The organism is Sphingorhabdus profundilacus (assembly GCF_009769755.1).
Lineage (GTDB): Bacteria > Pseudomonadota > Alphaproteobacteria > Sphingomonadales > Sphingomonadaceae > Sphingorhabdus_B > Sphingorhabdus_B profundilacus.
The window spans coordinates 429,246-450,525 of record NZ_SDWJ01000002.1 but is presented as its reverse complement, the minus strand read 5'-3'; the positions used below and the strand labels follow the sequence as shown (position 1 = coordinate 450,525).

Annotated in this window: 15 protein-coding genes; 3 read left to right on the top strand and 12 right to left on the bottom strand. The window is 56.6% G+C overall.

Translation table 11 applies throughout. From position 1 onward, the window contains the following. Positions 1-27: 27 nt before the first annotated feature. From gltB to EUU23_RS09960, 4 genes are all read right to left on the bottom strand, one after another. A complete protein-coding gene (gene gltB, locus EUU23_RS09975) occupies positions 28-4,548 on the bottom strand; it encodes a glutamate synthase large subunit (protein WP_160353989.1) in 4,521 nt (1,506 codons plus the stop codon). A 2-nt stretch (positions 4,549-4,550) separates the two neighbouring features. After that, complete coding sequence (locus tag EUU23_RS09970) at positions 4,551-5,993, bottom strand: FAD-dependent oxidoreductase (protein ID WP_160353988.1); 1,443 nt, start codon at positions 5,991-5,993, stop codon at positions 4,551-4,553. A gap of 160 nt (positions 5,994-6,153) precedes the next feature. Beyond that, a complete protein-coding gene (locus EUU23_RS09965; RefSeq protein WP_160353987.1) occupies positions 6,154-6,954 on the bottom strand; it encodes an undecaprenyl-diphosphate phosphatase in 801 nt (266 codons plus the stop codon). Then, positions 6,951-7,898 carry a complex I NDUFA9 subunit family protein gene (locus EUU23_RS09960; protein WP_160353986.1) on the bottom strand — a complete coding sequence of 316 codons (948 nt, stop codon included), beginning with the start codon at positions 7,896-7,898 and terminating at the stop codon, positions 6,951-6,953. Before EUU23_RS09960 ends, EUU23_RS09965 begins: the two co-directional genes overlap by 4 nt. Positions 7,899-8,446: 548 nt before the next feature. Between EUU23_RS09960 and EUU23_RS09955 the strand changes: the two genes are divergently transcribed. Both EUU23_RS09955 and EUU23_RS09950 read left to right on the top strand, forming a co-directional pair. Further along, positions 8,447-9,232, top strand: a complete 786-nt coding sequence (locus EUU23_RS09955) for an EAL domain-containing protein (protein WP_160353985.1) — start codon at positions 8,447-8,449, stop codon at positions 9,230-9,232. 111 nt (positions 9,233-9,343) lie between these two features. After that, on the top strand, positions 9,344-9,523 hold the full coding sequence (locus tag EUU23_RS09950) for a hypothetical protein (RefSeq protein ID WP_160353984.1): 180 nt from the start codon (positions 9,344-9,346) through the stop codon (positions 9,521-9,523). 98 nt (positions 9,524-9,621) lie between these two features. Here EUU23_RS09950 and EUU23_RS09945 read toward each other — a convergent pair whose 3' ends face one another. From EUU23_RS09945 to EUU23_RS09920, 6 genes are read right to left on the bottom strand one after another with little or no spacing between them, the layout of a single operon-like run. Continuing rightward, the gene (locus EUU23_RS09945) at positions 9,622-10,242 is read right to left on the bottom strand and encodes an isochorismatase family protein (RefSeq protein ID WP_160354692.1); all 621 of its coding nucleotides are present in this window, start codon (positions 10,240-10,242) and stop codon (positions 9,622-9,624) included. Continuing rightward, positions 10,242-11,432, bottom strand: a complete 1,191-nt coding sequence (locus EUU23_RS09940; protein WP_343032709.1) for a CaiB/BaiF CoA transferase family protein — start codon at positions 11,430-11,432, stop codon at positions 10,242-10,244. Before EUU23_RS09940 ends, EUU23_RS09945 begins: the two co-directional genes overlap by 1 nt. 1 nt (position 11,433) lies before the next feature. Continuing rightward, positions 11,434-13,308 carry a hydantoinase B/oxoprolinase family protein gene (locus EUU23_RS09935; protein WP_160353982.1) on the bottom strand — a complete coding sequence of 625 codons (1,875 nt, stop codon included), beginning with the start codon at positions 13,306-13,308 and terminating at the stop codon, positions 11,434-11,436. A gap of 13 nt (positions 13,309-13,321) precedes the next feature. Then, positions 13,322-15,370, bottom strand: a complete 2,049-nt coding sequence (locus EUU23_RS09930; RefSeq protein WP_160353981.1) for a hydantoinase/oxoprolinase family protein — start codon at positions 15,368-15,370, stop codon at positions 13,322-13,324. A gap of 11 nt (positions 15,371-15,381) precedes the next feature. Continuing rightward, entirely contained in the window at positions 15,382-16,293 is a 912-nt protein-coding gene (locus EUU23_RS09925; RefSeq protein WP_160353980.1) for a hydroxymethylglutaryl-CoA lyase, read from the bottom strand. 43 nt (positions 16,294-16,336) lie between these two features. Further along, entirely contained in the window at positions 16,337-17,011 is a 675-nt protein-coding gene (locus tag EUU23_RS09920; RefSeq protein ID WP_160353979.1) for a GntR family transcriptional regulator, read from the bottom strand. A gap of 88 nt (positions 17,012-17,099) precedes the next feature. Between EUU23_RS09920 and EUU23_RS09915 the strand changes: the two genes are divergently transcribed. Then, positions 17,100-19,613 (top strand): TonB-dependent receptor, encoded by a 2,514-nt coding sequence (locus EUU23_RS09915; RefSeq protein WP_160353978.1) that lies wholly within the window; start codon positions 17,100-17,102, stop codon positions 19,611-19,613. Positions 19,614-19,838: 225 nt separating this feature from the next. Here EUU23_RS09915 and EUU23_RS09910 read toward each other — a convergent pair whose 3' ends face one another. Continuing rightward, positions 19,839-20,489, bottom strand: coding sequence for a LuxR C-terminal-related transcriptional regulator (locus tag EUU23_RS09910; RefSeq protein ID WP_160353977.1), 651 nt, complete (start codon positions 20,487-20,489; stop codon positions 19,839-19,841). Between the two features lie 99 nt (positions 20,490-20,588). Further along, complete coding sequence (locus EUU23_RS09905; RefSeq protein ID WP_160353976.1) at positions 20,589-21,254, bottom strand: PilZ domain-containing protein; 666 nt, start codon at positions 21,252-21,254, stop codon at positions 20,589-20,591. Positions 21,255-21,280: the final 26 nt, after the last annotated feature.

Genomic DNA, 21,280 nt, shown 5'->3' with positions numbered 1-21,280 from the left:
AAACAGCATTTGCATGGCCGGCCGCCATCATTCTGCTGCTTCCAAGGCAGATGTATCGGATAGAGGTTGTGCCAGACGCGTCAGCATTTCCTTCGGGCAGATCTGCCAGAATTCGCCGCGCCGACGGTCCCAATCATCAATGATTGATCGCGACCATGCACTGTCGGTGGCGTGGGCATGCGCCATGATGAGCGACTTTAGCTGTTCTTCCCAATAGGCGCTGTCGAGGCGTTGCCACACGATGTTTTCGGGGTTGGCGTTTGACGCAAAATTTTCGGCGGTATCCAGAACGAAAGCCATGCCGCCCGTCATTCCGGCCCCGAAATTGCTGCCAACTGCACCCAATATGACGGCAATGCCTCCCGTCATATATTCCAGCCCGTTTGAGCCGCAGCCTTCGACCACGACATGCGCGCCGGAATTGCGGACCGCGAAGCGTTCGCCCGCCTGTCCTGCGGCAAATAATTTGCCCGAGGTCGCGCCGTAGAGGACGGTGTTGCCAATGATGCTGTTATGCTGGCTTTCCAAAGGACTGCTGACCGTCGGACGGACGATTATCGTCCCGCCGGACAGGCCCTTGCCGACATAGTCATTGGCATCGCCGAACACTTCCAGCGTAATGCCCTGACACAGAAACGCGCCGAGTGACTGGCCTGCCGAGCCGCGAAGCCGGACATGGACATGGTCTTCAGCCAGATCCTTCATGCCATAAAGGCGCGTAATCTCGGACGAGAAACGGGTGCCGACGGCGCGATGCGTGTTGCGGACATTATAGGTCAGCTGCATCTTTTCCCGCCGCTCGAACACGGGCTTTGCATCCCGGATCATCTGGGCATCGAGGCTGTCCGGCACTTCATTGCGGAAGGTCGGAATGGAGAAGCGACGTGCGCTGTCCGGCGCGTCGACCTTCGCCAGGATGGGGTTGAGGTCGAGATCATCGAGATGCTCCGCACCACGGCTGACCTGCCGCAGCAATTCTGTGCGGCCGATCACCTCGTCAAGGCTGCGGAAGCCGAGCTTGGCGAGGATTTCGCGCACTTCCTCGGCAATGAAGGTCATCAGGTTGATGACCTTTTCCGGTGTACCGGTGAATTTCTTGCGGAGTTCTTCATCTTGCACGCAGACACCGACCGGGCAGGTATTCGAATGGCACTGCCGCACCATGATACAGCCCATGGCGACAAGGCTGAGCGTTCCGATGCCGAATTCCTCGGCGCCCAAAATGGCGGCGATCACGATGTCGCGGCCGGTCTTGAGGCCGCCGTCGGTACGCAACTTGATCCGGTGGCGCAATCCATTGAGGGTCAGCACCTGATTGGCCTCGGACAGGCCCATTTCCCATGGCGTGCCGGCATATTTGATGCTGGTCTGGGGCGACGCGCCGGTGCCGCCGACATTGCCGGAAACCAGAATGACGTCGGCATGCGCCTTGGCAACTCCCGCCGCAATCGTGCCGATACCGGCGGCGCTCACCAGTTTGACGCAGACACGTGCGCGCGGATTGATCTGCTTCAGATCGTAGATCAGCTGCGCCAGATCTTCGATGGAGTAGATGTCATGATGCGGCGGTGGCGAGATCAGCATCACGCCGGGGGTCGAGTGCCGCAGCCGGGCGATCATCTCGGTCACCTTGAAACCGGGCAATTGCCCACCTTCGCCGGGCTTTGCACCTTGGGCGACCTTGATTTCGATTTCTTCGCACGCGCCCAGATATTCGGCGGTTACGCCAAAGCGGCCCGATGCGATCTGCTTGATGACGCTGTTGGCATTGTCACCATTTTCATAAGGCTTGAACCGCTTGCTGTCTTCGCCGCCCTCGCCGGACACCGCTTTCGCGCCGATCCGGTTCATCGCAATCGCAAGCGTCTCATGCGCCTCTGGCGACAGCGCGCCCAGGGACATGCCCGGCGTCACAAATCGTTTGCGGATTTCGGTGATCGCCTCGACCTCGTCAATCGCCACAGGCTCTTTGGCAAAGTTGAATTCAAGCAAGTCGCGCAAATAGATCGGCGGCAATTCCTTCACGCCTTGTGCAAATTGCGTGTAAGTCGAATAGCTGTCATTGGCGACGGCGCTTTGCAGCAGATGCATGAGACCCGCCGAATAGGCATGTTCTTCGCCGCCATTGCGTTGCTTGTAGAAGCCACCGACCGGAAGCCGCGCAACTGCGCTGTCGAAGGCATCGGCATGACGGTCGCGCGCGTTGACGTACAGCGAGTGATAGCCTTCGCCCGAAATCTTGTTCGGCATGCCGGGGAAGAAGTCGTTGACGAGCGCGCGGCTGAGGCCAACGGCCTCGAAATTATAACCGCCACGATAGCTGGAGATAACCGCGATGCCCATTTTGGACATGATCTTGAGCAAGCCTTCATTGACCGCCGTGCGGTAGTTACCCACCGCTGTCTCAAGGCTTATATCGCCCAGAAGCCCGCGCGCGTGCCGGTCGGCAATGGCGGCTTCGGACAGATAGGCGTTGACTGTGGTCGCGCCGACGCCAACGAGCACGGCGAAATAATGCGTGTCCAGACATTCGGCGGAACGGACATTGATCGACGAATAGCTACGCAGGCCATTGCGGACGAGATGCGTGTGGACCGCCGCCGACGCCAGAATCATGGCGATGGCGACGCGGTCGGGGCCGATATTCTCGTCGGTCAGGAACAGCTCCGACTTGCCCATGCGGACAGCTTCGACGGCCTCTTCGCGAATGCGGGAAATGGCCGCGCGCAAGCCTTCTTGTCCGGCGGCGATGTCATAGGTGCAGTCAATCTCGGCGGCGACGGGGCCAAAGGCGGCCTTCAACCGGTGCCATTCGGTCGCGGTCAGAACGGGGCTTTCCAGTACCAGAACATCGGCATTCTGGCTCTTTTCGTCCAATATGTTGGCAAGGTTTGAAAAGCGCGTCTTCAGGCTCATCACATGCCGCTCGCGCAAGGAATCGATCGGCGGGTTGGTGACCTGGCTGAAATTCTGGCGGAAGAACTGGCTGATCAGGCGTGGCTTGTCGCTGATCACGGCGAGCGGGGTGTCGTCGCCCATCGACCCGATGGCTTCCTTGCCATCCTCGATCATCGGCGCGAGGATCATTTCCACATCCTCAAGCGTCATGCCTGCGGCAATCTGCCGCTTGGTCAGTTCGGCGCGGCTCCATGTGGGCAGCGCGTCGCCCGACGCTTCGGGCAAATCGGCGATCCGGCGGAACCCTTTGACGAGCGCGCCATAATCCTGCTCGGCAGAGATCCGGTCCTTAAGTTCACCATCGCGGTAGAGTTTGCCTTCATCAAGATTGACGGCGATCATCTGTCCGGGGCCCAAACGACCCTTTTCCAATATGGTTGATTCCGGCAACACAACCATCCCGGTTTCCGAACCGATGACGAGCAGATTGTCCGATGTCCGGCTATAGCGCAGCGGACGCAAGGCATTGCGGTCAACGCCGGCCACGGCCCAATGCCCGTCGGTCATGGCGAGGGCGGCCGGGCCATCCCAAGGCTCCATCACCGAGGCCATATATTCATACATGGCGCGGTGGGTGGCGGGGATATTGGGGTTGGACTGCCATGCTTCAGGGATCAGCATCAACTTGGCGGTCGGTGCTTCCTTGCCCGAACGGACGAGCGTTTCGAACACGGCATCCAGCGCGGCGGTGTCCGATGAGCCTGCGGGAATGACCGGCTTGATATCGTCGGATTGCGCGCCAAAGGCGATGGAGGCCATCTTGATCTCGTGGCTCTTCATCCAGTTCTGGTTGCCGCGAATGGTGTTGATCTCGCCATTGTGGGCAAGGCCGCGGAACGGTTGTGCCAGCCACCATTGGGGGAAAGTGTTGGTCGAATAACGCTGGTGGAAAATCGCGACCCGGCTTTCAAAGCGGTCGTCCTGAAGGTCGGGGTAAAAGACCGACAGGCTTTCGGCAAGGAACAGGCCCTTGTAGACGATCGACCGGCACGACAGTGAACAGATGTAGAAATCGCGGATCTGCGCGGCGATGATCTTCTTTTCGATCCGGCGGCGGATGAGGTAGAGGTTTTTCTCGAACTCGGTCGCGTCCACTTCGTCGGGAAGCGGACCGGCGATCATGATCTGCTCGATCTCCGGACGTGTGGCCTGCGCCTTGGTGCCGATCACCGACACATCGACCGGCACCTGACGCCAGCCGTAGATGGTGTAACCGGCATCGATAATCTCTGCCTCGACAATGGTCCGGCAGTTTTCCTGCGCGCCCAGATCGGTGCGGGGCAGGAAAACCATACCCACCGCCAGCCGGTTGGGCATCGGCCGGTGGCCGCTGTCCGAAATCGCATCGTCGAAAAAGCGCGCGGGCAGGTCGATATGCAGACCCGCGCCATCACCCGTCTTGCCATCGGCGTCGACCGCCCCGCGATGCCACACCGCCTTCAACGCCTCGATCCCCGCCGCAACGACGCGCCGCGACGGCTTGCCATCGGTGGCCGCAACGAGGCCGACGCCGCAGGCATCACCTTCGGATTCGGGATGATACATGCCCTCGCGGGCGAGGCGTTCATGTTCGGTGGTGGGGAAGTTCATGGTCACGCTGCTTTCCTTGTCACTCTTGCCTTGGCCTGCAACCAGTTGTGGATATGCTGCGTCACATCGCGTCCGTCGCGGATGGCCCATACGACAAGGCTCGCGCCGCGGACGATATCGCCAATGGCGAAGACGCCGTCCAGATTGGTCATCTGGGTCGTGTGGTCGACACGGATGGTGCCCCAGCGGGTGACGTTCAGATCCTGCGCGCCGAACAGGACGGGCAGGTCTTCGGCTTCAAAGCCGAGCGCGGTGATGACCAGATCGGCATTCAGCGTGAAGTCGCCGGCGGGGTCATTTTCCGGCGCGCGGCGGCCCGATGCGTCAGGTGCGCCCAGCCGCATCTTGGCGACATGGACCCGCTCGACCTTGTCGGTGCCGTCAAAGCCTTTGGGACCTGACAGCCAGACAAATTCGACGCCTTCCTCTTCGGCGTTCGCGACTTCGCGCTGCGAGCCCGGCATATTTTCGCGGTCACGGCGGTAGAGGCATTTGACCGACTTTGCGCCCTGACGGATGGCGGTGCGGACGCAATCCATCGCGGTATCGCCGCCGCCGATGACGACAACGTCCTTGCCTTCGGCATTTAGCGCGCCGCTCTCAAACGCTTCTACGGTATCGCCAAAGCCCTTGCGGTTGGAGGCGGTCAGATAGTCGAGGGCAGGCACAATGCCATCAAGGCCAATGCCCGGCGTTTTGATATCGCGCGCTTTATAGACGCCCGTCGCGATGAGCACGGCGTCATGTTTCGCGCGCAGATCATCCAGCGATGCGTCGCGCCCTACTTCGAAATTGGCGTGGAAGATGATGCCGCTGTCTTCAAGCCGCTTGATGCGGCGCATCACGACATCCTTTTCCAGCTTGAAGCCGGGGATGCCATAGGTCAGCAATCCACCCATACGGTCATACCGGTCGTAGACATGGACATCATAGCCTGCGACCCGGAGATATTCCGCGGTCGTCAGCCCGCCGGGACCTCCGCCGATGATGCCGACCGATTGTCCGCGTGGCGCGCCGACTTCAATGGGTTCGACCCAACCCTGTTCCCATGCGGTATCGGTGATATATTTTTCGACCGAGCCGATGGTCACGGCATCATGGCCCGAAAACTCAATAACGCAATTGCCTTCGCACAGCCGGTCCTGCGGGCAGATGCGGCCGCAGATTTCGGGCATCGTGCTGGTCAGGTTGGACAGTTCATAGGCCTCGCGCAAACGCCCTTCGGCGGTCAGGCGCAGCCAGTCGGGGATGTGGTTGTGCAACGGGCAATGGACCGAGCAATACGGCACCCCGCATTGCGAACAGCGCGAAGCCTGATCGGCGGCGGCCTCCGGAGCGTAGCGCTTGGCGATTTCGTCAAAATCCTCGGCGCGCAACTCGGGCGCGCGTTTTTCCGGATAGGCCTGCGCCCTGGACACGAATTTCAGCATGGGGTCTTTGGCCACGACGCACTCCTTTACAACGCGTCGCGCATAGACCGCTCCACCCGCGCTGTCACGTGTAAAGCGTCAAAATAGGTCAGCTATACTGCCTTAAATTGGCATTTCTTTTTGCTAGTTTCACGCCAACGAAATTTTATTACAATAAACTAATTCCGTTTCGGTCCTATCTTTGCGCCAGCCATATAAGCGCCGCGGTACCTGCAATGATTCGGTACCAGGCAAAGGGTCCAAATCCGTAGCGCGTCACGACGGCCAGAAATGCCTTGATGACAATCCAGGCAACCACGAAGGATATGAAGAAACCGATACCGATCAGGCCCATATCGTCCATGCTTACCTGATCCCGATGCTTGAACAGCTGCAATATCGTTGCCCCTGTCAGCGTCGGCATGGCCAGGAAAAAGCTGAATTCAGCCGCGGTCTTGCGGTCAATGCCCAGCGACATTGCCCCCAATATGGTGGCGCCCGAACGGCTGACGCCCGGAATCATGGCAAGGCATTGCACCAGCCCGATCATCGCGGATTGTTTTACCGACAGCGCGGCAACACCGCCGCTCTCTTCGGGCTTGGCGTATTTTTCGACAACCAATATGGCAAAGCCCCCGATAATCAACGCCCATGCCACGATGACGGCATTTTCCAGCATCACTTCGATAAGATCGCCAAAGGCAAGGCCTAGAATGACGGCCGGAAAGAACGCGAGGAGCAGATTACGCACAAACGCAATGGCCCCCGATTCCAGCGTAAACAGGCCTTTGAGGACATCCAGAAAGGTCCGCCAATACAGAACGACCACGGCCAATATCGCTCCGGGTTGGATCGCGATGTTGAAGATCGCCCATCGTCCCGCGTCATAGCCCAATAATTCTGTCGCCAGAATGAGGTGGCCAGTGGAGGATACGGGGAGAAATTCAGTTAAACCTTCGACAATGCCAAGGATGATCGCAACTAGCCAATCGGTCATGCTTTTGCGTCCGGATGTTTTTCATCAGAAGTCGATGCACCAAAACGGCCATGCTTGCGATAGAGGCTGAGCCAGTCATGTGCGACAATGTCTATGGGTGTCGGGACGATGCCATATGTCGCCAAACCGTCCACTCCGGTCACGATATTGTCGCTGCCCAACATGCGAAATTGATCCATTGTTATGGGGGCGCCGGGAAGCCAGCCGGTGCTTCGGGCAAGCGCTTCTGCTGCAAAATCGGGTATTTCCAGAAAGACTGGATTGCGCCCGATGGCCTTGGCAATCCAGCGATTCAGTTCGATCATCGACAAGATTTGCGGGCCGCCCAACTCCAGAATTTCGCCAGGCTTACCGGACAATGCGGCGGCGATTGCTTTGGCGACATCGCCGACAAAAACCGGCTGGAAACGCGTGGAAGCGCCGATAACCGGAACAACGGGCAACATCCGGATCAGTCCGGCAAAGCGATTTATGAACTGATCTTCGCGACCAAAAATAATGGAAGGCCGCACTATGATGGCGGTCGGTAACGCGGCATGGACGGCAGCCTCTCCGCCGGCTTTGCTGCGCCCATATTCGGCCGGACTGGACGGATCTGCGCCAATTGCAGAAATATGGACAAATGTCCCGATACCCAGATCAGCTGCCGCTTGGGCAATTATGCCCGCCCCGATATTCTGGACGGCATCCATGTCAGCAAAGCTGCCCACGAGATTGACGACAGCATCCGCACCGGCCAAGGCGCGATTGACGGGTGCGGGTTTACGGATATCAGCCGCAACAAGCTGAACGTCACCCAAGTTACCGAGCGGTTTGATGAAAATGGCAGTGGACGGGTTACGGCAAGCCACCCTGATCCGGGCACCACGGGCCAGCAATTCTTCTGCAACATAGCGGCCTAAAAAACCGCTGCCCCCGAAAATGGTTACCAATTTTCCTTGCATAAATACTCCGTCACGCAGCGCGCTGTCATCGGTGCGCTTTGCACCAGCGCTCCGTTGCTTTCAAGGATGATATGCGAATCAACCAGCTCGAACGCCGCCGGTTCCCGGTATTATCAGCCTCGACAAGTTTTTCTGGCGTTCCTGACCTGTAAAACCGCATCATATAATAGCAGAATAACAACATCATAATATTTAATCGGAGAAGCTGATCAGAACGATATTGACAATCATAGTGATGCTATCTATCCACATATTCAGGTTGTGACGGTCTGATTCAATTATCGGCAGTTACAGAATTAGAATGTGGAATCGAATATGTCGGCAGGTCCCTCTTTCAGGGTCTCCAGCTGTCGACATAGATGATGGAGGCGCTAGCTCAAGCTCGGGTCGCAACTGAGCCGGTGCCATTAATCCATTGTCACCCGACGAGGGGGAAGGCTTTAGCTTGTTAGCTTTCCCCCTCCATCGGCGGTCATCGCTCCATGTTCAAAAAGCAGCCTGAAAGATGAAAACAACATTGCGCTGAAAATAATTGGAAATGGGCCTTTATGTCTTACTATAGCGGAATAAGTGGACGCAAAAATCCCCCGGTTGCAAGCGACGTTAAAATCGAAAATGTCGACTTTGTCTATCAGCCAATAATTTGCAAACGTACAAAAGAAATTTTGTATTATGAGCAGCTTTCCCGTTTCCGAAATACGATTGGCAGGTTGCGTAATACGCAAACGATCATTGCTTGGTTTGAGGTTACGGGTGAAATTCTCGACTTGGATGTCCGCAGTTTTGAAGCGGCTATCGCAACGCTTTCGAGGTGTGACGATTTCAATGTCGGTGTAAATATTTCCGGCGCGACGCTAAGCAGTAAAGACGCGTGCGACAAAATCGTCAATTTACTGATGAACGCCCCTCATATCTGTCCGCGCCTTTACGTCGAAGTTACCGAGACGCATTCAATCTCCAATATGCTTTTTGCGGCTGAATTTGCGGCTGCATTGGATGGCATGGGTGTGCAAATGGTTGTTGACGATTTTGGTGAAGGTAATTCCACCGCCCTTTATCTGTCGGTCCTGATCCCCGCAGTGGTGAAACTTCGGATGACCAGTGGAAAGCGGCCCGATACGGATTTATTGGAAAAAGCCAGCTTAGCTAGAACCTATGGTGCCGCACTTGTTGTTGAGGGCATCGAATCAGCTGAAGATATTCTGGCTTTTCCAAAGGCGTTGGTGGATTTTTACCAAGGTTATTATTACGGCGAACCTGAGCCGTTGGACCATTGGATAAAGCGCGCGCGTCGCCCTGAATTGCGATTGGTAAGTTCCGCGAACACCGTTTGAGAAGCGTTGGCGCGTAAGCAGATCATCCAATTGGATAAGGCATTGGCCGAGGTCAGCACAGCGAATTCGAGTGATATTGAACGTGTCGTCGCTCTGAGACCTTGGTGAAAAATGAAAACCCTAGATTTTGGATTTATCGAAATCATTTTGGGTCAAAAGTTCTGGTTCTGTTTGAATGGCAGGGTTTATCCTTTTCATAAACGCAGTGCCGGAAAATCTGCCGTTAAGCTTTTTACGGCGGAAAGTCATCGGGCAGTACGCATCCTACCCGAAAATGGTATCACCTTTTAAGGAGGAATGGCTGCGTCTTTTGTAACCATTCCTCCCTTTTTTCGCTTACCTAACAAGATAGCGAAATTACCCATCCTAAGTCCTGACCCTAAATGCCGCTAAACTGCCCGCATTAACGCAGTAACACTGTCTTCACTAACCACCTCGGCATATTTCGCCTGTAGATCAAACAGGTTTGCCTCATGCGGTGCGGGATGCCGGTCACCGCACGCCTCCCGGACGACAAAGGGCGCAAAGCCATATTGCAGCGCATCCAGCGCAGTCGCCCGAACACAACCTGATGTTGATAAACCCGTTATGACAAGCGTATCAATCCCCATGCGCTGCAAGGTCACGGCAAGACCGGTCCCAAAAAAGGCGGAGGCATATTGCTTGCTGATTACGAGTTCATTGTCCGCCGGTTGTAAAGAAGGCGGGAATGCTCCCAGCGGTGAACCCGCATCGAACGCGCGCAATGCCGGAATCTTTTGGTAAAATAGCCCGCCATCGGCCCCACCCGGCATATACACCACATTTGTAAAAATGACGGGAATCCGAAGTTCACGCGCAAGTGCGACCAGACGCTCATTGCTCGCCAATGCATTTTCGACACCAGCGTAGAGCGGCGATGATGGTTCCAGATACGCCATCACAAAATCGACGATGAGCAATGCAGGTCGCTTGCCAAAAGCCAGATGCCCATCAAAGGCAGTGGCATAATTGATCGCTACATCATCCATCAAATGGCATTCGCAGCCTTCAGCGCGGCGATCTCGCTTTCATCCAGAGCCAAGAGTCCGCCATAAATTTCCGCGTTATGCTGGCCCACTTGAGATGGCGCTGGGCTGCGAACATGGCTTGGGGTTCCGGACAGTTTCGGGAATGCGTTTTGCATCTTCAATGTTCCCCACCGTTCGGTTTCAACGTCGATAATTGAACTTCGGGCTGAAAAATGCGGATCTGAAAGCATTTCCGGCGCGCGGTACATTTTTCCTGCGGGTATTGAATGGGCAATCATCAGCGCTTCCAACTTCTCAACTGTTTGTGTCTTGGTCCATTCGTTGATGCGGTTGTCGAGTTCAATCTGGTTTTTGCCGCGCGAAACATGGTCGATATAGCGAGGATCATTGGCAAGTTCAGGCTGGCCCATAGCTTCGGCAAGGCGCGCCCAAACGGCATCCTGATTGGCACCGATGAGATATTCGCCATCTGAACACTGATAGACATTCGAAGGCGCAATGCCTGGCAGAAATGATCCGGACCGTTCGCGAATATAGCCCGACCAGTGATATTCCGGGACAACACTTTCCATGACCTGCAGCACGGATTCATAAAGCGAGCTGTCGACTATCTGCCCTTTGCCGGTGGTTTCCCGGGCATGCAGTGCGGCAAGCGCCCCCATGCAGCCATAGGTCGCAGCCAGCGTGTCGCCTATAGATATGCCCATGCGGCTGGGTGCGCGGTCGGGATCACCCACTATATATCGCCATCCACCCATCGCTTCGCCAATACCGCCAAATCCGGCCCGCTTCGAATAAGGGCCCGTCTGGCCATAGCCTGACACACGCACTATAATGAGACGCGGGTTGATCGCTTGGAGGACATCGGGTCCCAGCCCCCATTTTTCGATCGTTCCGGGCTTGAAATTCTCGATGAGAATATCGGCGGTGGCAACCAGTTTGCGTACCAGCTCCTGCCCTTCAGGGACGCGCAGATTTGCCGATACGGCTTTCTTGTTACGGGAAACCACTTCCCACCATAGCTTGTCGTCGCCTCGCCCCCAATTTCGCATCGGGTCGCCCTGGCCGGGCGGCTCGACCTTGATGACCTCCGCCCCCATGTCGCCCAGCAATTGGCCGCAAAAGGGTCCGGCAATCAGCTGGCCCAATTCGATAACGCGGATATCCTTTAATGCGCCGGTGTTTTCCACGTTACTCCGCAGCCTCCAAAGTTGCCCATCTCGGTTGGATAGGGGCGGGCAATCCGGTTTCGGCCACGCAATCGGCGCGCAACTGTTCGACCGCCGGGCCATAGTTGAACAGCTCCAGGGCAGGGCGCTCTGCCCGCACTTTCGCGCGAAGCGCTTCGGTCGCGGCTTGGTCAACCGCGCCGTCCGGTCCGGCTATCACGCCATATGCCCTGGCACCTTCGACGGTTACCAGCCCTTGGGTGATTTCCTTCCCGACCAAAGCCGGATCACGGTCCAGCGGATCGCCCCAGCCACCACCACCCCAGGTGATGAAGTGCAGTTGATCGCCCTCGTCGACATGAACATCCTCGACCTTGTTGCCGATGATCTGGGCCGTGCCATCGGCCTTTTCCAGGACCTTGCGCGCGCGTTTGCCGGGTTCCCCGCCATTCACGCCCCATGGGGGCACGAACCAGCGGTCGTCATGGATCGAGATGGTACCGCTCGCAAGGAAACGATAGGTCATGTGGATGCCGTTGCCACCCCGATGCAATCCCGCTCCGCCGCTGTCGGGTTCGGTTTCGTACCGTTCGATCAGCAGCGGGAAATAACGCTCCAGAAATTCATTCGGTACATTGGTAAAGCCGGGCCACAGCGAATGGCCGTCTGGTCCATCGCCCATCGGTCGGCCGGGAATGCCGCCAAAGCCGATCTGGAAAAGCTGGAACCAGTCGCCTTTCTTGTCATTGCCCGAATAGAAAAGATGCGGCGACGATGAAAAGCCTGCGGCGTTGAGAAATTCGGGCGTTTTCTGCCCCAACAGTCCGCCCAAAATGTCGAATATCCGCCCCAACGCATGGGTGCGTCCCGACAGTGCCGCCGGGAATTTCGGCTTGAGCAGGGAGCCGTCGGGAATACGCACGTCGATCAAATCATAGAAACCGTCGTTGAACAATATCTGCGGGTCGAAGACCATGATCATGTAAATGCCGAAGAACATCTTGAACATATTCTCGTTCAGATAGAAGTTGATCGACGCCTGGCTTTGCGGGTCGGTCCCGGCGAAATCGAGAACGACCTTTTCGCCTTCGCGCCACATGGTGCATTTGATCTTGTAGGGGCCGGACCCCATGCCATCGTCGCAGATATAATCTTCAAAGCTGACGGGCTCTTCGCCGATGGCCATAGCAATCAGGGACTTCATCGCGCGATGGTTGCGGGCAAGCAGTTCCTGCGTGGCCGAAATATAGACATCGTCACCAAAGCGCGCCGCCATCTCGATCACCCGGCGAGCAGCCACGCGGCAGGAGGCGATCAGGGCGTTGAGGTCGGCCTGACACCAATCGGGCTTGCGCGTCTGGTGCATGACGAGCTTCATCAGGTCTTCATTATACTCGCCCTTCTTCCAGATTTTCACGGGCGGGATACGCACGCCTTCTTCGAAAATGGAACGCGCGTTGATGGGCATAGAGCCGACGACCTTGCCGCCGATATCCGACTGGTGCCCGAACATGGAGGTATAGGCGATCAGCCGCCCGTCCTTGAACACCGGCAACAGGACCAGCCAGTCGTTGCTATGGCTGACGGCACCAGCGCAGGAATAAGGGTCGGACAGGAAGATCATGTCGCCGTCCTCCAGCGTGCCGTCCCAATTATCGAGAAAGCCGCCGATGAAGCTGCCGAATTGGCCGACGATCATCTTGCCGGTGTGGTCCGCGATCAGCGGAAAGGCATCACCCTGTTCGCGAATGCCGGGCGACATGGCGGTGCGGACCAGCGTGGCGTCCATTTCGATGCGGGCGTTGCGTAACGCATTTTCGATGATGTCGAGGGTGACCGGATCAATGACCTTCTTTTCGAAGGGGGTGTGGTTGGTTTGAACGATGGTGGCGGGCATGGGCTGTTTCTCCTCAAGCCAGATTGATCAGGATGTTGCCGACCTTGTCGACAGTCGCGACGCAGCCGGTTTCGATGAGCGTGGTGGAGTCCATCTCGATAACGATGGCTGGCCCCGGGATGACATCCCCCTGTTTCAGCTTCGCCCGGTCATAGATGATCGCCGCCTGTTCCTTGCCGTCCATCCACAAGACATGGTCGCGCATCTTGGCCGCGGCCGGATTACCATCGCCCTTCGGCAATTCCGCCGCAGGCAGGTCGAGAGCTTGGCCAAGGGCAACCGCCCGCAGGTTCACGATTTCGTGCGGGGTATCCATGTTGAAGGTGAACAGCCGCAGATGTTCCTCGTCGAAGCGGCGCAGGATGCCGTCGATGCCGTCGCGTTCCAATATTTCGGGCGTGATCGTGAGGGGCACTTCAAAGGCTTGTCCGGAATAGCGCACGTCAATCTCAAACTCGCTGGTGATATCCGCCTCGGCAATGCCATCAGAACGCAATTCGGCGCGTGTCTGGTCGGACATTTCTTTCAAAATGGCGATCAGCTCCGCCGCATCGGTCGTGGTGGCCAGACGCGAGAAAGAACGTGCCGTCTCGGTCCGCATCCGCGTCGTGGCATCGCCCAAGGCACACAGCACACCGGGCGAGACCGGCGAAATGGCGGGCCAGCTTCCCATCAAGCGGGCCACCGCATTGACGTGCAGGGGACCTGCGCCGCCAAAGCCCATCAGCGCAAAATGGCGCGGGTCATAGCCCTGCTGCACCGAAATCATCCGCAGCGCGCCGAACATATTTTCGTTCACAATATCGATGATGCCGCGCGCTGCCGCCATCAGGTCAATGCCCAGCGCGTCGGCAATGGTCTGAACCGCCTTTTTTGCGCCTTCGCGGTCCAGTTTGAAACTGCCGCCCAACAGATTTTCGGGCAGATAGCCCAGCACGACGTTGGCGTCGGTGACGGTCGGTGCTTCGCCACCCTTGCCATAAGCGACAGGCCCCGGGACGGCTCCGGCGGATTGCGGGCCGACGCGCAAAGCGCGAGTGAGTTCGGGGACATAAGCGATAGAACCCCCGCCAGCCCCCACGGTTTTGACATCAAGCGACGACGCGCGCACGGCGAGATGCCCGACTTCGGTAGTCCGCACCCGGCGCGGCTCGAGATTCTCGATCAACGCCACATCGGTGGAGGTGCCGCCGACGTCGAGCGTCAGGATATTTCTGATACCTGCATTTTTACCGACCCAAAGCGCGCCGGTCACGCCGCCTGCCGGACCGGACATCAGGATATTGACCGGATGCTCCTGCGCCTTTTGTGCAGACATCAGGCCGCCATCGGACCGCAGCAAGGACAGCTTTCCCGAAAAGCCCGACACCGCAAGCTTGTCGCGCAGGTTGGAGACATATTTGCTGACCACCGGCCGGACGGCAGCATTGGCCACCGTGGTCAATGTCCGCTCATATTCCTGCATTTCGGGCAGCACTTCGTGGCTTAGCGATATCGGCGCATCGGGAAAAATCTCGCGCGCCAATTCACCAACGCGCGCCTCGTGTGCGCCATTGGTGTAGGCGTTCATGAAGCTGACGGTAATGGCTTCGACGCCCTTGTCTTTCAACTGCATCAGCGCGGCGCGGGCACCTGCCTCGTCCAGCGGGCGTACTTCGCCGCCTTGGGCATTCATGCGGCCACCCACGGTCACCGTATCTTCCAGCGCGGCAAGCGGCGTAGGCTTGGGCCAGATGATCCATGCGGCAAGGCCGCCGGGGACATAGGACCGGGCGATTTGCATGATATCGCGATAGCCTTCGGTCACGATCAGGCCGACGCGTGCACCTTTACCTTCCAGGACCGCATTGGTGGCGACGGTTGTTCCATGCAGGAAATAGTCAATCTCGGCGGTCGCGACCCCGGCCTGCCCGCATATTGCGGTTACGCCAGTCAAAATGCCTTCGCTGCTGTCGTGCGGCGTCGAAGGGGTCTTGTGGCGCCAAAAGGCTCCGGTGTCGGAATTGAACAGCAACAGGTCCGTAAATGTCCCGCCTACGTCAACTCCCAAACGATAACCCATATTCTTCTCCCTTAAGCTGCCACAGGAAAGGCGGGCGATTGCGCCACCATGCCGGGCAGTTTTCTTCCCATTATGTCCGAAAGCCAGCGGCTGGTTTCGATCAACCGATCCAGATCCATGCCGGTATCAATGCCCGCGCGTTCCAGCATGTAGACGACATCTTCGCTCGGCACATTTCCTGCCGCGCCCGGGGCGAAGGGGCATCCGCCCAAGCCGCCGATCGAGGCGTCGATGATGCTGGCACCCGCAGTCACCGCGGCCCAGACATTGGCAAGGCCGGTGTTGCGGGTATTGTGGAAATGGACGCGGACCGGCAGGGGCGCAATGGCATCCCGCACGCGCGCGACCAGTTCGGCCACATGGGCAGGGTTGCCGACGCCGATCGTATCGGCAAGGGCAATCTCGACCGGCCCGGCCTCTGCAAGCGCAGCCGCCATCGCGACAACACGGTCCTGCGCGACTTCGCCTTCAAACGGGCAGCCGAACGAGGCCGCGATCGTGCATTGGGCGGTGCGGCCTTCGGCATTTGCAAGGGCGATAATGCTTTTGGCCGCCTGAACCGATTCGTCGCTGGTCTGGCCCTGGTTCGCCATGGCAAAGCGATCTGTTGCCACGGCGACGGCCCCAAGCTGGTCGATGCGGCCCGTGGCCAGCGCACGTTCCGCGCCGCGCATATTCATAACCAGACCGATGAAGGTCGTATCATCCCGCACCGGCAATCCCGCGCATACCGACTCGGCGTCGGCCATTTGCGGGACGCGGGTCGGGTTCACGAAACTGGTCACTTCGATCCGCCGCGCTCCTGCGTCTATCGCACGGTTGATCAGCGCCAGCTTGTCCTGGGTGGACACAAGCAGCTTTTCATTTTGCAGGCCATCACGCGGCCCGACTTCGACAAATTCAATACGACCGGAAATGCTCATCACACATAAATGATGCCATAATTGTATACAAAATCAAACAGGATTATGCGGCCTCATCTGTTCGGTGGATTTCGGTGTCGCCCGAATGCGCCGCAGCATAGGCGTGGAAGGCGCGGCGGATATGACCTGTCATCACGGCGGCCGCCCATTCTCCATCGCGATTGTCGAATGCAATGAGCAGTTCGTCATGCTCATGGTGCGAACGCTTCAGATTTTCCATGTCATATTGCCGCGCTGTCCGCAGAACGACAGGCTGTTCAATCACTTGTGCCAGCATGCCCGATAGTCGTTCGGACCCCGCGGCCTCCAGGACGATGGCGTGGAATTGCCGGTTATGGTCCAGAAATTTCGGGATATCAGGTGTGGAGGCCGTGATTGCCTGGCGAATTGCATCATTGTGGGACCGCAGACGAGCGAGTTGGTCCCAGGAAATCCGCTTGGCGGCGCGCCTTGCGCCATAAGCTTCCAACATGGCGCGCAACTGGAAAGCTTCTTCTAGATCATCGAGCGACCAGTCAGCGACAAAGCTGCGCTGTGATTCGTTCCGGCGAATGAAAAGCTCGGCTTCCAGCCGTCGCAGGGCGTCGCGCACCGGCGTCCGCGAAACGCCGCATAACTCGGCCAAAGCCTCCTCACGGATCTGTTCCCCCGGTGACAATTCACCGGACAGGATCAGGTTGCGGATATGATCATAAGCGCGATCCGATGCCCGTGACATAGGTGCAATGCTCCTCTTGACGAATGGTATTTGTATACAATAAGCTGTCGCCAAAGCAATAAAAGCGAAAACTAGGGAGTTTTGTCAAATGCGTATCACCAAAAGTGCACTCCTCACGTCCATTGCGGCCGCCGCAATGTTGCCCAGCATGGCGTTCGCGCAAGATGCTGAAGACGGTGCCGAGTCGGAAGAAATCATCGTCACCGCCCGCCGGCAGAATGAACGGCTCGTGGATGTGCCGGCATCAGTGTCGGTGATCGACGCGGATTCACTCGCCAAGACCGGGGCGGATAATGCACAGGGTTTCGCACAATTGACGCCCGGCGTGACAATCGTCACAGGCACGGCAGAGGCCGGTGATACGCAGATTAACATTCGTGGCATCAACGGTGCACGTGATGCCGAAAGCTCTGTCGCGCTTGTCGTCGACGGCATATTGAAAACCAACACTGCCCAGTTGAACCAGACACAAGGAACGCTGCGCCAGATCGAAATATTGAAGGGGCCGCAAGGCGCGATCTACGGTCGTAATGCTGCCGCGGGCGCGATTGTTATTTCGACGGTCAAGCCTGGCGACACATTCGAAGGAGCGGTGAAATTTAGCTATGCCAATGAACAAACTATCGAAGGCTCTGCCTATATATCAGCTCCGATTGGCGATAATGCCGGCCTTGTGCTCTCGGGTAACTACCGGACGACCGATGGTTTCTATCGAAATACGTTTCTCGACCGCAAAGTTGTAGACGATCAGGAGGTGTATTCAATCGATGCACGATTTGTGGCCGATATTGGCGATTCAACGAACATCGATGTAAAGACGCGCTATTCCAAACTTTCGGGCGCATCGATCAACTTCAACTCGGTATTCCATATCGAAGCCTTTGGCGGCGCCTTCTTTGAAGATGTCGACGACCATGAACTGGGCTATTATGGCAACATCCGCCCAACCAATGACCAGCGATCCATCGATGTTTCTGCCAAGCTGGAACATGACTTCGGATCGACAAAGCTAACCGCTTGGGCACTGTTTTCGGATGTTGACCAAAGCCTGACCGCAGACGGCACATCTGCGGACTTTGCGCGGTATATCTCGCCCGCTTTGGGTGCCCCTGCGAATGCAACCAATTTAGCGGTGCAGAACCAATGTTTTGCTACCACAGCAGCGCTTACCGGTTTTCCGGTAAACGCGCCCGGGTTCATAGGGCAAGTGCCGGTGCCTTTCATCTTTGCGCCGACAACCGGTTCAACTTTCGGAGCATATAGCCCGACCACCTGCGATGGCACGCAATTGCAAATCCGTAACCAAAAGGATTTTAGCGGAGAAATCCGTCTGGCCTCCAATGGCGATGGACCGCTGGATTGGCAATTGGGTGTATATGGTCTGCATATTGACCGTTCGGTCGGCGTCAGCTTGGGTGCCGATCTGGGATTGGGTGTAAGCCGCTTGCTTTACAATGCACCGGGCAGCAATAACCCTACGTCGCAGTTGTTTTCGGACAAATTCAAAACCGATGTCTATGCTGCGTTCGGCTCGGTTGATTATGCTGCGTCTGACAAGTTCAAGGCCGGCGTGGCTTTACGATATGATATAGAGGATCGTAGCACATCCAATCTGGTGCCTAATGTTTTTGACCCGATAACAGGCGCAAAAATCAATCCCGGTCTGCCTGCAACGGGTGGCATTGCGGACAAGTCGGCTAGTTTCAAGCAGCTTCAGCCGAAGCTTACGCTCAGCTTCACACCGAATAGTTCCACCAATATCTATGCCAATTGGGGCATCGGGTTCAAATCGGGTGGTTTCAACAATACTGGGTCTTCGGCGTTGGTGAACACCAACTTCAATATCCCGGAAATCGCAGCTGGCGTGACAATCAACGACCAGTTCCGCAAAGAACGGTCCAGCGCGTTTGAAGCTGGTATCAAGGGCTCGTTGTTTGACAATCGCGTAACTTTTGACCTTGCAGGCTATTATACGCGCATCACCGACATGCAGTTTTTTGAATTTTTCGTCGGCTCTTTCGGTTTGTTGCGCGTTGTTTCCAATATCGACAAGGTCGATGTGAAGGGCGTCGAGTTTAACACGACCGTAAAAATCATCGATGGCTGGAAGATGTTCGGCTCGGTCAACCTTACCGACAGCGAGATCAAGGCCAATGCCTCGCGGCCTTATACGGTCGGAAATAAATCGCCATATACCGCCGACTATACCATAAACCTCGGTAGCCAGATCGATACGCCGCTCAATGACAGCCTCGATTTGGTGATGCGCGCTGATTACCGCATCACCGGACCTACATGGTTCCACACAGTGCAGGACCAGACACGCGCCACCATTTTCAGCCAGCTTTTGCCTATTTCAGCTTTGGCGCTTCCGGGTTTTGTCGGGAATGCCAATTATAGCGTCGCAAAGCGTGATGCTTTCGGCGTGCTGAACCTGCGCTTTGGGTTGGAAGGTGAAAACTGGAACCTCACCGCTTTTGCCGACAATATGCTAGATCGCAAATATATCAACGAAGCGATCCCTGCTATTGAATTTGGCGGATCGTTCATTTCGCCGGGTGCGCGCCGCCTGATCGGGGTCGAAGTCGGATATAAGTTTTAGTTCCTTACCCAAGGGGGCAAGGAAGCCCGGCACTTTAACCCAGATTTGACGACAGCTGATGTGTGCTTCTGAGGCTAATCGCAAATCATCGGTTGGGGTGTCGGGCAATCCCATTTGATCCAGTAAAGCGTCCAATTTTCCGGACGGGCGACACGACCCTGTATCGGGTCAGCAATGAACACCGGATATGGCGCGACCATCACGCGCTTGAGGGCGCGCCACAATTCAGTTTACCGGAACGGCCTTTTTCGAACGTAGATCTTCGCGGTTGACGATAAGTTCGGCGCGTGAAGATAAGCTCAATTTCCGGAAAATACTGTTAAGGTGAATTTTGACAGTGCCTTCGGTCAGGCTGCATTGATCGGCAATCTGTCGGTTTCGCAAGCCAAGGCAGACGAGATCTACAATCTGATGCTCTCTTTTGGTAAGCAGTTCGTCAGAACGCGTAACACGATTTGGTCGATCGGCGGAATATTGCAAAGCGGGTTTCGTTACATTTTCGTCAAACCAAAATCCGCCTGCCAAAACGGTTTTGATACCCCGAACAATCGTGTCGGGAATGCTGTCTTTTAAGGCTATTCCCTTTACCCCCATTTGCATCGCCTCAATTGTCCGTTCGGGGTCAATATGTGCGGTGAGAAGAATAACCGGCAGATCCGGGGAATGCAGGCGCAGATATTTCAAGACGTCGCTGCCCGCGCCACCATCCATATGCGGGTCGAGAACGACCAGATCCGCCAATGCCATATCGATCTTCGAAATTGCCGTTTCGGTCGTGCCAATAGTGTCGACCTCAAAACTATCCAGGCCGCCGACATAGTGGCTGAATCCATGGGCAAAAAATGAAGCGTCGACGATCAACAGGATTTTATACATCGCCCCTACAACCTCCGTCCCCGGATGCTTATTGCTTTAGCGCGATGTGATTTCAAGTGAAATGGAACTTTTTGCGACGAGTGCATGGCCATTGCGTTGTTAAGTGGTCCTCACCCTTAGCCATTCACTTAATTCTTCGACCGTCAACAGCCGATGAAATTCTACTCCGAGCATATTCGCCGCGCGCCATTTTACCGTGGCTCGAACGGCATGCAGGATATTCAGGCGTACCAGAATATTCTGGTGCAATTTGACTTTGGCATCGCAGCTCAATTTTGCACCGCGTTGCGACAAATCAAGCAATTTTGCGTCGGTCAAATGGTCGTCGACCTTCAGGGTAACTTCACGTTCGGTCTTGAATCGGGGTAATCTGACCTGTCGCGCACCGTGCTTGTTCGATGGCCGTGTCAGTATCTGTTCAACAGATATTGGCCGGGAAAAGCTGATCCCGACAGTTTTCCCGTCCAGCCATACCACGTCGCCTATAAGTTCTTGATCGTCCAACAACGCGATTTCGACAGACTGGCCAATTTCGAGCGGAAAGTCGGCATCTATTTTCATGCCGCCCGATGACACGTCGCGGACCAGACCCAGACATTCTGCATGGAGTTCCACATTTTTCAGTCGTGCCACACGCATAACCTTGACCGCGCGCGCATGCTGTCGCCGGTCACTGTCATTGGCGGCATCGGGTGCCATTTCCGGCGCCGGATTCCGATCTGAATATTGGACTGAGGACGCGTCGACCATAAGGGCTGTATCCATCAAAGATTCTAATTTTGTACATGACG

Excerpts from the sequence above, each read along its gene's own strand:
- gltB (WP_160353989.1), bottom strand. The coding sequence starts at position 4,548 with ATGAACTTCCCCACCACCGAACATGAACGCCTCGCCCGCGAGGGCATG.
- EUU23_RS09965 (WP_160353987.1), bottom strand. The coding sequence starts at position 6,954 with ATGACCGATTGGCTAGTTGCGATCATCCTTGGCATTGTCGAAGGTTTA.
- EUU23_RS09960 (WP_160353986.1), bottom strand. The coding sequence starts at position 7,898 with ATGCAAGGAAAATTGGTAACCATTTTCGGGGGCAGCGGTTTTTTAGGC.
- EUU23_RS09955 (WP_160353985.1), top strand. The coding sequence starts at position 8,447 with ATGTCTTACTATAGCGGAATAAGTGGACGCAAAAATCCCCCGGTTGCA.
- EUU23_RS09950 (WP_160353984.1), top strand. The coding sequence starts at position 9,344 with ATGAAAACCCTAGATTTTGGATTTATCGAAATCATTTTGGGTCAAAAG.
- EUU23_RS09945 (WP_160354692.1), bottom strand. The coding sequence starts at position 10,242 with ATGGATGATGTAGCGATCAATTATGCCACTGCCTTTGATGGGCATCTG.
- EUU23_RS09935 (WP_160353982.1), bottom strand. The coding sequence starts at position 13,308 with ATGCCCGCCACCATCGTTCAAACCAACCACACCCCCTTCGAAAAGAAG.
- EUU23_RS09930 (WP_160353981.1), bottom strand. The coding sequence starts at position 15,370 with ATGGGTTATCGTTTGGGAGTTGACGTAGGCGGGACATTTACGGACCTG.
- EUU23_RS09925 (WP_160353980.1), bottom strand. The coding sequence starts at position 16,293 with ATGAGCATTTCCGGTCGTATTGAATTTGTCGAAGTCGGGCCGCGTGAT.
- EUU23_RS09920 (WP_160353979.1), bottom strand. The coding sequence starts at position 17,011 with ATGTCACGGGCATCGGATCGCGCTTATGATCATATCCGCAACCTGATC.
- EUU23_RS09915 (WP_160353978.1), top strand. The coding sequence starts at position 17,100 with ATGCGTATCACCAAAAGTGCACTCCTCACGTCCATTGCGGCCGCCGCA.
- EUU23_RS09910 (WP_160353977.1), bottom strand. The coding sequence starts at position 20,489 with ATGTATAAAATCCTGTTGATCGTCGACGCTTCATTTTTTGCCCATGGA.
- EUU23_RS09905 (WP_160353976.1), bottom strand. The coding sequence starts at position 21,254 with ATGGATACAGCCCTTATGGTCGACGCGTCCTCAGTCCAATATTCAGAT.